The 12,334-nt window shown below is 69.8% G+C and carries 13 protein-coding genes and 1 tRNA gene; 6 read left to right on the forward strand and 8 right to left on the reverse strand.

Annotated features, from left to right (window positions below):
• Window positions 1-41: 41 nt before the first annotated feature.
• Window positions 42-1,499 carry an APC family permease gene (locus tag ABH926_RS28605; protein ID WP_370368918.1) on the reverse strand — a complete coding sequence of 486 codons (1,458 nt, stop codon included), beginning with the start codon at window positions 1,497-1,499 and terminating at the stop codon, window positions 42-44.
• Between the two features lie 302 nt (window positions 1,500-1,801).
• Between ABH926_RS28605 and ABH926_RS28610 the strand changes: the two genes are divergently transcribed.
• Window positions 1,802-2,659 carry a PaaX family transcriptional regulator C-terminal domain-containing protein gene (locus ABH926_RS28610; protein WP_370368919.1) on the forward strand — a complete coding sequence of 286 codons (858 nt, stop codon included), beginning with the start codon at window positions 1,802-1,804 and terminating at the stop codon, window positions 2,657-2,659.
• 15 nt (window positions 2,660-2,674) lie between these two features.
• On the opposite strand, the gene boxC is transcribed toward ABH926_RS28610, so the two are convergent.
• Together boxC and boxB are read right to left on the reverse strand one after the other, a co-directional pair.
• Complete coding sequence (gene boxC / locus ABH926_RS28615; protein ID WP_370368920.1) at window positions 2,675-4,339, reverse strand: 2,3-epoxybenzoyl-CoA dihydrolase; 1,665 nt, start codon at window positions 4,337-4,339, stop codon at window positions 2,675-2,677.
• A complete protein-coding gene (boxB, locus tag ABH926_RS28620) occupies window positions 4,336-5,769 on the reverse strand; it encodes a benzoyl-CoA 2,3-epoxidase subunit BoxB (RefSeq protein ID WP_370368921.1) in 1,434 nt (477 codons plus the stop codon). Before boxB ends, boxC begins: the two co-directional genes overlap by 4 nt.
• A gap of 163 nt (window positions 5,770-5,932) precedes the next feature.
• Between boxB and ABH926_RS28625 the strand changes: the two genes are divergently transcribed.
• From ABH926_RS28625 to ABH926_RS28640, 4 genes are all read left to right on the forward strand, one after another.
• Window positions 5,933-6,493 carry an ATP/GTP-binding protein gene (locus tag ABH926_RS28625; protein WP_370368922.1) on the forward strand — a complete coding sequence of 187 codons (561 nt, stop codon included), beginning with the start codon at window positions 5,933-5,935 and terminating at the stop codon, window positions 6,491-6,493.
• Between the two features lie 49 nt (window positions 6,494-6,542).
• Window positions 6,543-7,112 carry a DNA-3-methyladenine glycosylase I gene (locus tag ABH926_RS28630; RefSeq protein ID WP_370368923.1) on the forward strand — a complete coding sequence of 190 codons (570 nt, stop codon included), beginning with the start codon at window positions 6,543-6,545 and terminating at the stop codon, window positions 7,110-7,112.
• 86 nt (window positions 7,113-7,198) lie between these two features.
• Window positions 7,199-7,271, forward strand: a tRNA-Lys gene (locus tag ABH926_RS28635).
• A gap of 137 nt (window positions 7,272-7,408) precedes the next feature.
• A complete protein-coding gene (locus ABH926_RS28640; protein WP_370368924.1) occupies window positions 7,409-7,702 on the forward strand; it encodes a DUF1330 domain-containing protein in 294 nt (97 codons plus the stop codon).
• Window positions 7,703-7,710: 8 nt separating this feature from the next.
• Here the strand turns inward: ABH926_RS28640 and ABH926_RS28645 are convergent, their stop codons facing one another.
• Entirely contained in the window at window positions 7,711-8,193 is a 483-nt protein-coding gene (locus tag ABH926_RS28645) for a DUF5994 family protein (protein WP_370368925.1), read from the reverse strand.
• A gap of 275 nt (window positions 8,194-8,468) precedes the next feature.
• On the opposite strand from ABH926_RS28645, the gene ABH926_RS28650 reads away from it, so the two are divergent.
• Entirely contained in the window at window positions 8,469-8,801 is a 333-nt protein-coding gene (locus ABH926_RS28650) for an RNA polymerase-binding protein RbpA (protein WP_370368926.1), read from the forward strand.
• Between the two features lie 80 nt (window positions 8,802-8,881).
• Here the strand turns inward: ABH926_RS28650 and ABH926_RS28655 are convergent, their stop codons facing one another.
• The 4 genes from ABH926_RS28655 to ABH926_RS28670 all read right to left on the reverse strand — a co-directional run bounded on the left by ABH926_RS28655 (window position 8,882) and on the right by ABH926_RS28670 (window position 12,271).
• Window positions 8,882-9,088 (reverse strand): cold-shock protein, encoded by a 207-nt coding sequence (locus tag ABH926_RS28655; protein WP_370368927.1) that lies wholly within the window; start codon window positions 9,086-9,088, stop codon window positions 8,882-8,884.
• A gap of 197 nt (window positions 9,089-9,285) precedes the next feature.
• Entirely contained in the window at window positions 9,286-10,326 is a 1,041-nt protein-coding gene (locus tag ABH926_RS28660; protein WP_370368929.1) for a glycosyltransferase, read from the reverse strand.
• Window positions 10,323-11,543 (reverse strand): glycosyltransferase, encoded by a 1,221-nt coding sequence (locus ABH926_RS28665; protein ID WP_370368930.1) that lies wholly within the window; start codon window positions 11,541-11,543, stop codon window positions 10,323-10,325. The genes ABH926_RS28660 and ABH926_RS28665 overlap by 4 nt, the downstream gene beginning before the upstream one ends.
• A 287-nt stretch (window positions 11,544-11,830) precedes the next feature.
• Window positions 11,831-12,271 (reverse strand): DUF5994 family protein, encoded by a 441-nt coding sequence (locus tag ABH926_RS28670; RefSeq protein WP_370368931.1) that lies wholly within the window; start codon window positions 12,269-12,271, stop codon window positions 11,831-11,833.
• Between the last annotated feature and the right edge of the window lie 63 nt (window positions 12,272-12,334).

Here is a 12,334-nt window from a genome sequence, read left to right on the forward strand (position 1 = left end):
CCCGGAATGGGTTTTCCCAGTTCCGGGAGTTCCCACTTCGATCACCGCGCTCCGGGGTCGGCGTCGATCAGCCACCGCGTCGCGGCCCGCGGCCGCAGATACAGCACCCAGTACAGCGCAGCCACGGCGGTCGCGCCGAGCGTCCAGTAAAGATCCGAGGGCTGGGTGCGCCAGAGTTCGAACAGCACGCCGGCCAGGCTGCCCACGACCAGGATCGGCACCGCCGGCCACAACGGCATCCGCCACGCGCTCTTCGCCTTGTGCGCCCCGCGCCGTCCGACCAGCGCGGCGACCGCGACGATCAGGTACAGCCCGGTCACCGCGACGCCGGTGATCCCGTTGAGCGTGTCGACCGGTGCGAAGCACAGCGCCGTACCGGGCGCGCCGACCGCCAGCGTGGCGACCCACGGCGCCCCGAAGCGCCCGGACACCGTGCCGAGCGCCCGGTTCACCGGCTCCGGCCACGCCTTGTCCCGCGCCGAGGCGAACAGGATCCGCGAGTTCTGGATCACCATCACGATCGCGGCGTTCACGATGGCCGCGGCGATGCACAGCGCGACGAAGGCGCCGACCGCCGAATCGCTCCAGCCCTTGACCATCCCGATCAGGTCGAAGTTGTCGCCGGTCAGCGCACTGGCACCGCTGGCGCCCAAGGTGATGGCCACCGTCGGCACCACGACCACGACCGCACCGAGCCCGAGCGTCCACAGCACCGCGCGCGAGACGTTGCGCCGCGGCTCCTGGATCTCCTCCGACAGGTAGACGGCGGTCGCGAAACCCTGCAGGGCGAACAAGGCGACGGCCAGACCGACCATCACGGTCGCGAACGGCAACGCCCCGGTGTGGTGCCCGTCGGAGACCACCGGATGGATCAGGACGCCGGCCCCCTGGTGCGTGTGCGCGAAACCGAGCACCGCCACCACCCCGGCCGCGATCACCTCCAGGACCAGGAACACGCCGGTGATCCAGGCGTTGGCACGCAGGTCGAAGACGCCCATGATGGTCGACGCCGCCATCACGAACGCCCCGGAGTACGCCCCGCTGACCGGCAGCGCCGGGATCGCGGCGTGCAGGTACTCACCGGTCCCGATCGCGATGATCGGCGGGATGATGAACGCCGCGACCCCGGCCAGGAAGAACGTCAGCCAGCCCGAGACCCGGCCCAGCAGCGACCCGACCATGGCGTACTCGCCGCCGGCCGAGGGGATCAGGGTGCCCAGTTCGGAGTAGCAGAAGGCGACGCCGACGCACAGCACCCCGGCGATCGCCAGCGTGAGCGCGGTCCCGGTGCCCTGCGTGGCGAACAGGCCCGGCACGATGACGAACAGCGAGCTCGCCGGGGTCAGGCAGGACAGGGTGAGCAGGACCGCGCCGACCAGGCCCAGCGAGCGGGCCAGTTCGGGCTTGCCGGCTGTGGCAGTGGCAGTGGCAGTGGCAGTGGCAGGAGTACTCGATGTCGCACTCTCGGAAGTCGAGGGCCGGGCCAGGATCTCGGTCATACTCGACTACCGCCTCCACACCGATCGGCCACGGGTCATGAGCGACCCGTGTGTTCGGGCTATGAAAAGTGATGGACGTAACGGGCGTCAAGGCTGGTCAGCCGCGGAATCCGCAGTAAAAGCGGACATAGCGAAGCCCACGCCGACGCTATTTGATCAAGAGCGGTCAGAGATCTTCTCCAACAGCGGCCACCGCCATCACATTCGCAGGCACACCGACCCCAGAGCCTTGGATCACCAGGCGACGGAAACACGCGCGCTCCACAGAAAATCGACGCCGCGCACCGGTACGGTGGTCCGTCATGGAGGGGTCCGAAGCATGGCCGCGCGTGACTCGGCGTCGTGAGACGAGCACCTTCAGTGCCCGATCACTGTTGATGACGCTCCTCGGCGAATACGTTCTCCCCCGCGAACGCCCACCATGGACCTCGACCATCGTGGAAGCACTCAGCGCGGACGGCGTCGAGGAGAAGGCCGCCCGCCAGGCACTCGCCCGCACCGCCGCGGAAGGCTGGATCGCCTCGGAACGCCTCGGCCGCCGCGTGCGCTGGACACTCACCCCCGAGGGGCGCCGGCTGCTGACCGAAGGCGCCGAGCGCATCTTCGGCTTCGGACGCACCACGCCCGCCTGGGACGGCCGCTGGCTCATGCTCCTGGTGACGGTCCCGGAGACCCGCCGCGATCTGCGCCAGCGCCTGCGCACCCGGCTCACCTGGGCCGGCTTCGGCACCCCCGACCCCGGCGTCTGGATCAACCCGGACCCGGCCCGCGAGGACGAGGCCCGGCAGGTCCTGCACGACCTGGACCTGGAGCAGGCCGCGATGTCGTTCACCGCGGCCCACGGCACCGTCGGCAGCCAGACCGCGATGGTCGCGCGCGCCTGGGACCTGCGCACCCTGGAAGCCGAATACGAAGCATTCGTCACGGCTTTCGGCGCCCTCGCCCCCGACACCGACACCAACACCGACGCGGCCGCCCTGCGCGCCCAGAGCCGCCTGGTCCACGAGTGGCGCCGCTTCCCGTTCCTCGACCCGCACCTGCCGCGCGAGCTGTTGCCCGCCGACTGGTCCGGCGTGAAAGCAGTCGAGGTCTTCCATGCGCGGCACGCCGAATGGAACGAGGCGGCGCAACGGGGATGGGACACCCTGGACGGCGAGTGAGGACGCCACCCCCGGTCACACCCGCCGATGATCGAACTCCGCCGCCACCCCCGAGCCGTATCGCGACAGCGCACCGTCCGGGCCCGAGGCGTTCGGCCGCACGAACACCCAGTTCTGCCATGCGGCCAGCCGGCCGAAGATCTTCGTCTCCATGGTCTCGGGCCCGGGGAAGCGGAGATTCGCCTCCATCCCGGTCAACGCGTCCGGCGACAGCGCGGCCCGTTCTTGCAGCGCAAGGCGGAGCTCGTCCTCGAAGTCCAGATCGTCGTGCGCGTAGGTCACCAGCCCCAGTTCCACCGCCACGTCGGCGTTCAGCCGTTCCCCCACGTACGCCGCGGCTTCCAGGCCGCCGTCGTGGCCCCAGAAGCGCATCGCCAGGCGGCTCAGCCCGTTCGCCGTCGGCCACGCGGCCAGGTTCGCGGCCGTCACCATCAGCACGGCGGGCTCGGCGTCCGGATCGATGTCCTCGAACACGCCGTCCAGCATGTACTGCCGGTCCGCGGCCAGCGCGGTCTCGAGCAGCAGGCCGGCGAAGCAGCTTCCCGGGTCGATCACCGCCACCAGGCTTCGGCTCGTCATGTCCAGCCGCTTCAACGTCCGCTTGCAGTAGTGCCGCACCTCGTTCACGAACCAGTCGTCGGCCAGGGTGGTCAGCTGCGCGTCGTACGCCGAGACCATGTCCACCGAGCCGCGGGTGCGCAGGACCCACGTCCCGATCTCCGGCTCGTTCGTACGCAGCCGCAGTATCGCGTCGTCGAGCGCGCGGGTCAGGGCCAGCGGCCAGTAATCAGCACCCTGAGTGTGGACGTCGGCGGGCGGCGCTTCGCCGGGTCCGAACAGGGTGAGGTCCGCACGCCGTGCGGCACGGTCGATCCGCACCGCCAGAAACGGATACGTCAGCGAGTCCTCGGTCACGACCCGCGCCAACGGCGTCAACGCGATGCCTTTCTCAGCCCCGGCGCCGATCCCCTCGGCCCGGCGTGACCGGCGCACCGCCTCCTCGGCCACGCGTGCGACGTCCGCCGTGAACCGCGCCGGCGCGGCGATCGTGTCGACCAGTCCCCAGTCCAGCGCGGTCGTCCCGCGGAAGCCCTCGGTCTTGGTGGCGAAGACGTCCGCGCGGTCGCGGCGCACGTGCCGCTTGTCCGTCAGCCTGGTCAGCCCGCCGGTGCCCGGCAGCACGCCCAGCAGCGCCACCTCGGGCAGCGACACGGTCGTGGAACCGTCGTCGACCAGCACGATGTGCTCGCACGCCAGCGCCAGCTCGTAGCCGCCGCCGGCCGCCGGGCCGTTCACCGCGGCGATCCAGGTCTGCCCGGAATGCGCGCTCGCGTCCTCGATCCCGCAGCGGGTCTCGTTGGTGAACTTGCAGAAGTTCACCTTCCACGCGTGCGAGGACTGAGCCAGCATCCTGATGTTCGCGCCGGCGCAGAACATCCTCTCCAAGCCGCCGGTGAGCACTACGGCGCGGACCTCCGGATGCTCGAAGCGCAGCCGCTGCACGGCGTCGTAGAGCTCGATGTCGACGCCGAGGTCGTAGGAGTTCAGCTTCAGCGCGTAGCCCGGCACCAGGCCGCCGTCCTCGGCGACGGCCAGCCGGAGCGTGGCGACCGCGCCGTCGATCTGCAGCGTCCAGTGCCGGTACCGGTCCGGCGCGGTGTCGAAGTCCACGCCGGTCATCCGATGCCCTCCTCGGCCAGGTGCACGTAGTCGAACTCGACCGGCTGCTCGTTGATGCCGGTGCGCGGCGGCGTGATCCAGGCCGCGAAGCGTCCCGGCTCGTACTCCGGCTGCATCAGCGAGGCCACCGCCGCGCGGTCCTCCGGCGTCGGCAGCCAGTCCTTCGACCGTGCGTCCCAGGTGGCGGCGTCGAGGACTTCGCCGTCCGGGCTGATGTGATGACCCGCGTAGGCGCCGACCTTGCGGTGGAATCCTTCGTGCGGCAGGGACAAGCGCCGCGGAAGCCCGGCCTCGGCGAGTACTTGGTTCCAGCGCTTCACCCCGCGTGCGCAGTCGGCGATGTACTCGTCGCGGAGGTCCAGATTCAGGGCGTTGAGCAATGGGACCGGCTTCGACGTCAGGCGGCCATCCTCGACCACTGTCATCGAGCGTTCGGCGCCGATCAGGACGTGGTCGTCGTCACGGCGTGCCTCCTGCCAGCGGCCTTTCACCCCGGCGCTGAAGTAGGTGCCGGCGTTCGTGGACTGCTCGGAGCCGAACAGGTCCAGCGACACCGATAGTTGAAAGTTCAGATAACGTTGGATGATCGGCAAGGGTATGGCGCCGTACGGGAGGACGTCCTCGGTGTCGTGCGCGGCCATCTGCTGCGCGGTCCGTTCCACCACCCGCTGCACGCCGGTCGTGCCGACGAACATGTGGTGCGCCTCTTCCTTGAGCATGAACTCGCAGGTGCGGGCCAGGGGGTCGAAGCCCGATTCCTTCAGGGTGCCGAGCTGGTACTTGCCGTCCCGGTCAGTGAAGTAGGTGAACATGAAGAACTGGAGCCAGTCGGTGGTCGCCTCGTTGAAGGCTCCGAGTATCCGGGGGCTGTCGTGGTCGCCGGAGTGCCTGAGCAGCAGCTGGTCGGCCTCTTCGCGGCCCTCGCGCCCGAAGAAGGCGTGCAGCAGGTAGACCATCGCCCACAGGTGCCGGCCTTCCTCGACGTTGACCTGGAAGAGGTTGCGCAGGTCGTACAGGCTCGGCGCGGTCCGGCCGAGGACCCGCTGCTGCTCGACCGAGGCCGGCTCGGTGTCGCCCTGGATGACGATCAGGCGCTGCAGGACGGCCCGGTGCTCGCCGGGGACCTGCTGCCACGCCGGTTCGCCCTTGTGGCGTCCGAAGCCGATGACCCGGTCCGGGTCACGTTCGGCCAGGAAGATGCCCCAGCGGTACTGCTCCATCGGGACGTGCGCGAAGTGGGCCCAGCCGTCCCGGCCGACAGCTGTGGCAGTGCGCAGATAGACGTCCTTCGTGGGCAGGGCCGGGCCGAGGTCGCGCCACCAGTCCAGGAACCGGGGCTGCCAGCCCTCCAAGGCGCGCTGCAGGCGCCGGTCGCCGGCCAGGCCGACGTTGTTGGGGATGCGTTCGCTGTAGTCGATCGGCACGGGCATGGGCCCTCCTTGCGCTGCGCGAAGCCGCCGGGCTCTTCGGCGGTGTGTCGGAGCCCTGCTAACGTTCTACACTTGCCGCGCGCGACTGCCAATACGCTGTCGAATATCATCGTCCACTACTATTCTCCAGATCTTTATGTTCGGGGGGACTGGGGCGGCTGCGATGACGATCGTTCAGAACACGGCCAAGATCCTGGTCGCCGGCGGGTTCGGCGTGGGCAAGACCACGCTGGTCGGCACGGTGTCCGAGATCGAGCCGCTGACCACCGAGGCCGAGATGACCTCGGTGGGGCGCGGCATCGACGACACGGTCGGCGTGCCCGCGAAGACCGCGACCACCGTCGCGTTCGACTTCGGGCGCCTCACCCTGGCCGAGGACCTGATCCTGTACCTGTTCGGCACCCCCGGCCAGGAACGCTTCTGGTTCCTGTGGGAGGAACTGGCCCGCGGCGCCATCGGCGCGGTGGTCCTGGCGGACGTGCGCCGCCTGGCCGACGCCTTCGCCGCCATCGACTTCTTCGAGCACCGCGGCCTGCCGCACGTGGTGGCGGTGAACCAGTTCGACGGCGCCCGCAGCTACAGCCAGGACGCCCTGCGCGAAGCCCTCGCCATCCCGGCCTCGACCCCGGTCCTGATCTGCGACGCCCGTGACCGCACCTCCACCGTCACCGTCCTGCTGGCCCTGGTCGAACACGCGGTGAAGTGGCACGCCGACGAGGCGTGAGCACCCGATCGCCCCGAACCTGTCGGACCCCGCGCCTACGATGGGCCCCGTGCAAGATCTGGTGACTGGCGAAGACGGCCTCCCCCGCTGCGGCTGGGCCGGCACGGGCGGCGACTACGCGGCGTACCACGACACGGAGTGGGGCCGCACCCTGCACGGCGACGACGCGATGTTCGAGCGCCTGAGCCTGGAGGGCTTCCAGGCCGGCCTGGCCTGGATCACGGTCCTGCGCAAACGCGAGGCCTTCCGCAAGGCGTTCCACGGCTTCAGCATCGACGCCGTGGCCGCTCTGACCGAGGCCGACGTCGAGCGCCTGCTGACCGACCCCGGCATCATCCGCAGCCGCGCCAAGATCGAGTCCGCGATCCACAACGCCCGCATCGTCCGCGACCTCCCCGAGGGCCTCGACGCCTACCTGTGGAGCTTCGCCCCGGCCACCCACCGCCGCCCGAAGTCCTTCACCGAGACCCCGACCGAGACCCCGGAGTCCAAGGCCATGGCCAAGGCCCTGAAGAAGACCGGCGTGAAGTTTGTCGGCCCCACCTCCGCCTACGCCCTGATGCAGGCCACCGGCATGGTCGACGACCACCTGAAGGGCTGTTTCCGCGCCGCGGGGTGAGGGCGCCGGGGCCGCGGATACGTGGTCAACAAGGCCCCGGAGATCTGCTAATGTTTCACCCGTCAACGCGACACCAGCAAGATCAAGCGCCGCTAGCTCAATAGGCAGAGCAGCGGACTCTTAATCCGCGGGTTCGGGGTTCAAGTCCCTGGCGGCGCACCCGTAGCAAGACCCCTGGCAGCTCAACTGGCCAGGGGTTTTCTGTGTTTCCTCCGACCTTGCCAGGCGCTTCGATGTCCGACACACTGGGAGCAGCGCTTCTGATTTCGAAGCGATCCGGGAACACAGGAGGTTCCATGGCCAAGGGCTACTGGGTCAGCGTCTACCGCACCATCTCAGACCCCGACAAACTGGCTGCCTACGACGAGCTGGCCCGTCCGGCCGTCCAAGCCGGAGGCGGACGAGTCCTCTCCCGTGGCGAACGCGTCGTCGGATACGACGCCGGCATCGCCGAGCGCACCATCCTGATCGAGTTCGACAGCTTTGAGCAGGCCGTCGCGGCACGTGAGAGCGAGGCCTACCAGAAGGCGCTGGTCGCTCTCGGAGACGGCGTCGAGCGCGACTTCCGCGTCATCGAAGGCCTCGACTGACCGGGGGCTCACCCCTGGTCGAACGCGATACCCCCCGGGCCGAACAGCTCCCCCGCCGAAGTGTTGTTCCCGGTCGTCGCGGCGCACGCCATCGCGGCGGCCGCGGCCTGCCCGGCCGTGCGGGGAGGCACGACGAGCAGGAGCCGCTGGTCCAGGATCCCCAGTCTGAGACTTATGGTCTCCGCGCTGGCGGTCAGCCCGCCGATCCTGACGATCTCCCCGTTCACCGTGATCGAGCGCGGCACGTCCGCCCAGCACGCGGTGTCGAGGGCGACCCGGCGGATCTGGCCCAGATGCGCGCCGAGCGCCGTGATCAGGTCCGGCAGCTCGGCCGCCAGGGCGTAGGACCGGGGCCACCAGGCGCCGTCGAAGAGCCCGGTTCCCGCCATCGTCGGTTCCAGGGCCAGACGCGGCAGACAGCCGGAGGCGAAGTGCCGGAGTTCTGGTTCTGGTTCTCGTTCATGGGTTGCGGGGATGAAGTGCTCCGACATACCGGAGGCCGCCCGTCTGATCCGATGAGAGATCGGTTGTGACCCCAGGCAGACACCGATTCGGATATCGGTGTACGGAAATAGCCTCGGCCACCCCCATGCTACGCCCGGTCGCCGCCTTACCGGGTGCGTTTTTTTCGTCCTCTTACCGCCAGAGTGAAGACCGCACGGGTCGGCGAGAGCTGAATCGCGCGTGGGAGGCGTACTGTTCGTCACAGCGGAACGGTTCGCTCAGCTGAGCTCAGAGCCGGCCGCGGCAAAGGAGGCTCCAAAATATGGGACGTAGCGGGATACGCGGGAGCAGAATAGGCGCAGGCCCCAGCGGCGAGAACGAACGCGGCGCGTCAGTCGCACAGGTCAGGGTGACCTTCTGGTGCGCGATCGGCCATTCGACCAGTCCGATCTTCGCGGCTTCAGCGGATACCCCCACGACTTGGGACTGCCGCGATTGTCACCGTCCCGCCGGCTTGGACCCCGACAGCCCTCCGGCTCTGGCGCCGGCGGTCCCGTTCAAATCCCACCTGGCCTACGTCCGCGACCGGCGCAGCGACGCCGATGCCGAGGCGATCCTCGCCGAGGCGCTCACCAAACTCCGTACCGCCGCCTGACGCAAAAGTGCGGCCCGACACCTGGAACAGGTGTCGGGCCGCACTTGAGAATCACCCGGAATCCCGGGAGATCCGTTCGGCTATCGGGCCGGAACGATGTTCACAGCCTGCGGGCCCTTCTGGCCCTGCGTGATCTCGAAGCTGACCCGCTGGCCCTCCTGGAGCTCGCGGTAGCCGTCGGCGGCGATGTTCGAGAAATGCGCGAAGACGTCGGGGCCGCCGCCGTCCTGCTCGATGAACCCGAAGCCCTTTTCCGCGTTGAACCACTTCACGGTACCGTCAGTCATGATTTCCTCCTCGGTGTGGGGAACGATGGGGTCTCCGCACCGCGCGGAGTCCCGGTCGCCGAAATGACCCCAACCGGATGACTCCGGAAAAACAAAAGGCGCCTGGGGCCGCAAAGCATCAGGCGCACACTAAGTTCATGGGTACCACTACTGCAACAAGATCACTGTAGCACGGATTCGAACGCCGCCAAAACGCGTCACGAATCCGGGCCGGTCGATCCGCCGTCGAGAAGTCCCTTCCCCTGCCTTCGGCCGTGCTGGAATGTCGAGATCAGCGCGAGGGTCGATTCCGCGCCCTGGTTCTCGTTGCGTCCGCCGTTCTCCAGGCCGTCGCAGCAGCCGCCGGTGGCCTGGTCCGCGAGCGGGACGCCCGAGTCGTTCATCCCCAGGAACCAGGCCATCGTGCTGGCCAGACCCGACTCCCAGCGGTCGGCACCGGTGACGGCGAACGCCCGGGCACACGCGTCGGCCAGCGCGGCGGCCTCGATCGGCTGCTGGTCGAAGCCCGGGCCGGTCCAGCCCCGGCCGCGGCCGCCGGCCGGGGTCGGGGACAGGTGCCCGTCCCGGGTCTGCTCGTCCAGCAGCCAGCCCAGCAAAGTCAGACCGTCGGCGAGCAGCCGCTCGTCCGCCAGGAGATGCCCGGCGGCGATGAGGACCTCGACGGGAGCGGCGTTCGCGTAGCTGAGCCACGGCTCGGGCCACGGCCACGCGGGGTCCGGCCGCGGCGCTCCGATGAGTCCGGCGGCGTCGGCGAGCAGGGCCCGCGCGGCTTCGTGCCCGGGATCGGCGGCCAGGATCTCCGCGGCGCCCAGCGCCGCGAAGGTGTTGCTGCGCGACCAGGGCGAGCGCAGCGCCGCACCGCCCTCGAACAACTCCAGGGCCGCACTGCGGATCCACGGCCGCGGGCCACGGCCCGCGGCGGTGCCCAGACCCCACAGCGCGCGTCCCCACCAGTCGCCCACGCCGGGTTCGTCGTGCCAGAGCCGGTCCAGGCCGAGCCGGTTGTGGAACGCGCCATCAGGGTCCTGAGCGTGAGCGATGAAGGCCAGGTAGGTCTCGGCCAGCGCGATCAGGCCGGCGTCCGGTTCGGGTTCGCGGCAGATGACGAGCAGGCCGCGGGCGACGTCGTCGAGACAGTACCCGTGCTCCCGGCGCGGCACGGTGCCGCGGGCGTGCTCGAACAGGCCGGTGTCGTCGCTGAGCCGGTGGAGGTGGGCGAAGGAGACTCCGGGCCTCATGCCGTGGCCGTGGCCGGGGCTGTAGCTGTGGCAGTGGTCGTAGCCGTAGCCGTAGCCGGGGCCGTGACCGGGGCATCGAGCAGCGACTCGGCCAGGGCCCGGTACGCGTCCGCGACGGAGGACCAGGCCAGGTCGGGCGCGATCCGGCCGCAGGCCTCGGTCATGGACGCGGCCAGGGCCGGCTGGGTGAGGACCGCCCGTAGCGCCTCGGTCATGGCCGGGATGTCATCGTGGGCCACCAGCAGACCGGTGCCCCCGTCGAGCATTTCCACGGCGTGCGGGAACCGGGTCGCGATGATCGGCCGGCCGGCGGCCACCGCCTCGACGAGCACACCGGAGGTCGCCTGCTCGGTGGAGTCGTAGGGCAGGAGCACCACGTCGGCGCTGCGCACCAGGTCCATCAGGACATCGGGATTGCGGTATCCGGGATGGAATTCGACGTCTGCCGAGATACCGAGTTCCTCCGCCCGCGCGCGCAAAGAGCCCCGGTAGGTCTCGCCCTCCCGTGCCAGGACCTTGGGATGCGTCTGGCCGGCGATCACATACCGCGGCGCCGGATCCATGCTGCCGAGCCCGGCGAAGGCCTCGATCGCCCGCTCGATGCCCTTTCCCGGCCCGAGCAGACCCCAGGTGAGCACTATCGGGCGTCGCGCGGCGGCGGCCGGCGCCGGCGGGGCGAACGGATCGTGGGACGCCACCGGCGACAGGCGCCGGCTGCTGTGCACACCGTGCGGGATGACCGAGACCTTGGCGGTGTCGACCAGGTACCCCTCGCGCAGCCGATCGGCGGCGGTCCGGGACATCACCACGACCGCGGCGGCCGCGTCGGCGATCCGCTCCAGCAACTGGCGCTGGTGCGCGGTGGGGGCGGCCAGGACGGTGTGCAGCACCACGATCATCGGGACCTTCGTCTCGTCCAGGACGCGCAGCACGTCCTCGCCGTCCCGGCCGCCGTAGATGCCGTACTCGTGGTGCACCACGGCGACGTCGCAGCGGTTCAGCACCGCCGCGGCCGTGGCCGGACCGCCCGCCGAGCCGTTGACCAGTTGGGCGACGACGTCCGGATAGACGGCCGGCTGCACGGTCTCGACGACCCGGACCACACCGGCCCGGTCACCGGATTCCTGGCCGGTCAGCTGGCGCAGCAGGGCCGCGCTGAAGGTGGCCAGGCCGCATTGGGTGGGCGGGTAGGTGCTCAGAAAGCCGAAACTGGTCATGGGGAGCCCTCACTTCGTCGATCGGCTGAAGGGCGAGCACGGCGTATCGTCGCTGCTCGCGGTTGAGCATTTCGAGGCGATCGCGTTTTCGAAGGGCGACCACGACCCTGACCGGAGACCAAGACGCGGAGCACGATGCTGCGCTGTGCCGGTGGGCTGCACCGCCGCTGGAGGACGGTGTCTCTACCGAGGGTACCAGCAGGAAAACTCGCGGCCCCGTTGCTCAATCCGCCACAGTGAATAAGAGCTCGGATTCACGGACTCACGGATTCACGGAGCCGGCGCCGTCACCGCAACAGTTCGGCGGCGGTCGCGCGGTTGCCGCGCTCGGCGGCTTCGGCCATGGCCGTCCTCGCCGTTCCCGCACCCGTCCACGACGGGACGACCAAGAGCAGGAAGTGGTTCTGGAAGCCGAGGCTGACGCTGATGGTCCGGTCATTGCCCGGGAACCAGCTGATCCTGATCACCCGGCCGTCCACGGTGACGCTGCGCGGCACGTCGTCCCACCCCTCGGCATCGAGACCGACCCGCACGACCCGGCCCAGGTGGGCGGTCAGCGCCGTGATCAGGTCCGGCAGCTCGGCGCGGATGTGGTTCGAGCGCGGCCACCAGGCGCCGTCGAAAACGCCGGTCTGCGACAGAGTCGGCTCCAGGACCAGCCGCGGCAGCAGCGGGGCTCCGCAGGTATCGCCCCGCAGGGGTGGGGAAAGGAGGGTGGGAAGCGCCATAGTGGCCGCCCGTCCGGTCCACGAGGGACCTGTTAAGGCCCAGGGGCGACACCAGCTCGGACG

The organism is Catenulispora sp. GP43 (assembly GCF_041260665.1).
Classification (GTDB): domain Bacteria; phylum Actinomycetota; class Actinomycetes; order Streptomycetales; family Catenulisporaceae; genus Catenulispora.

What these genes read in the sequence shown, in the direction of transcription:
- ABH926_RS28605 (WP_370368918.1), bottom strand. Translation starts at nt 1,499, where the DNA reads ATGACCGAGATCCTGGCCCGGCCCTCGACTTCCGAGAGTGCGACATCG.
- ABH926_RS28610 (WP_370368919.1), top strand. Translation starts at nt 1,802, where the DNA reads ATGGAGGGGTCCGAAGCATGGCCGCGCGTGACTCGGCGTCGTGAGACG.
- boxC (WP_370368920.1), bottom strand. Translation starts at nt 4,339, where the DNA reads ATGACCGGCGTGGACTTCGACACCGCGCCGGACCGGTACCGGCACTGG.
- boxB (WP_370368921.1), bottom strand. Translation starts at nt 5,769, where the DNA reads ATGCCCGTGCCGATCGACTACAGCGAACGCATCCCCAACAACGTCGGC.
- ABH926_RS28625 (WP_370368922.1), top strand. Translation starts at nt 5,933, where the DNA reads ATGACGATCGTTCAGAACACGGCCAAGATCCTGGTCGCCGGCGGGTTC.
- ABH926_RS28640 (WP_370368924.1), top strand. Translation starts at nt 7,409, where the DNA reads ATGGCCAAGGGCTACTGGGTCAGCGTCTACCGCACCATCTCAGACCCC.
- ABH926_RS28645 (WP_370368925.1), bottom strand. Translation starts at nt 8,193, where the DNA reads ATGTCGGAGCACTTCATCCCCGCAACCCATGAACGAGAACCAGAACCA.
- ABH926_RS28650 (WP_370368926.1), top strand. Translation starts at nt 8,469, where the DNA reads ATGGGACGTAGCGGGATACGCGGGAGCAGAATAGGCGCAGGCCCCAGC.
- ABH926_RS28655 (WP_370368927.1), bottom strand. Translation starts at nt 9,088, where the DNA reads ATGACTGACGGTACCGTGAAGTGGTTCAACGCGGAAAAGGGCTTCGGG.
- ABH926_RS28660 (WP_370368929.1), bottom strand. Translation starts at nt 10,326, where the DNA reads ATGAGGCCCGGAGTCTCCTTCGCCCACCTCCACCGGCTCAGCGACGAC.
- ABH926_RS28665 (WP_370368930.1), bottom strand. Translation starts at nt 11,543, where the DNA reads ATGACCAGTTTCGGCTTTCTGAGCACCTACCCGCCCACCCAATGCGGC.
- ABH926_RS28670 (WP_370368931.1), bottom strand. Translation starts at nt 12,271, where the DNA reads ATGGCGCTTCCCACCCTCCTTTCCCCACCCCTGCGGGGCGATACCTGC.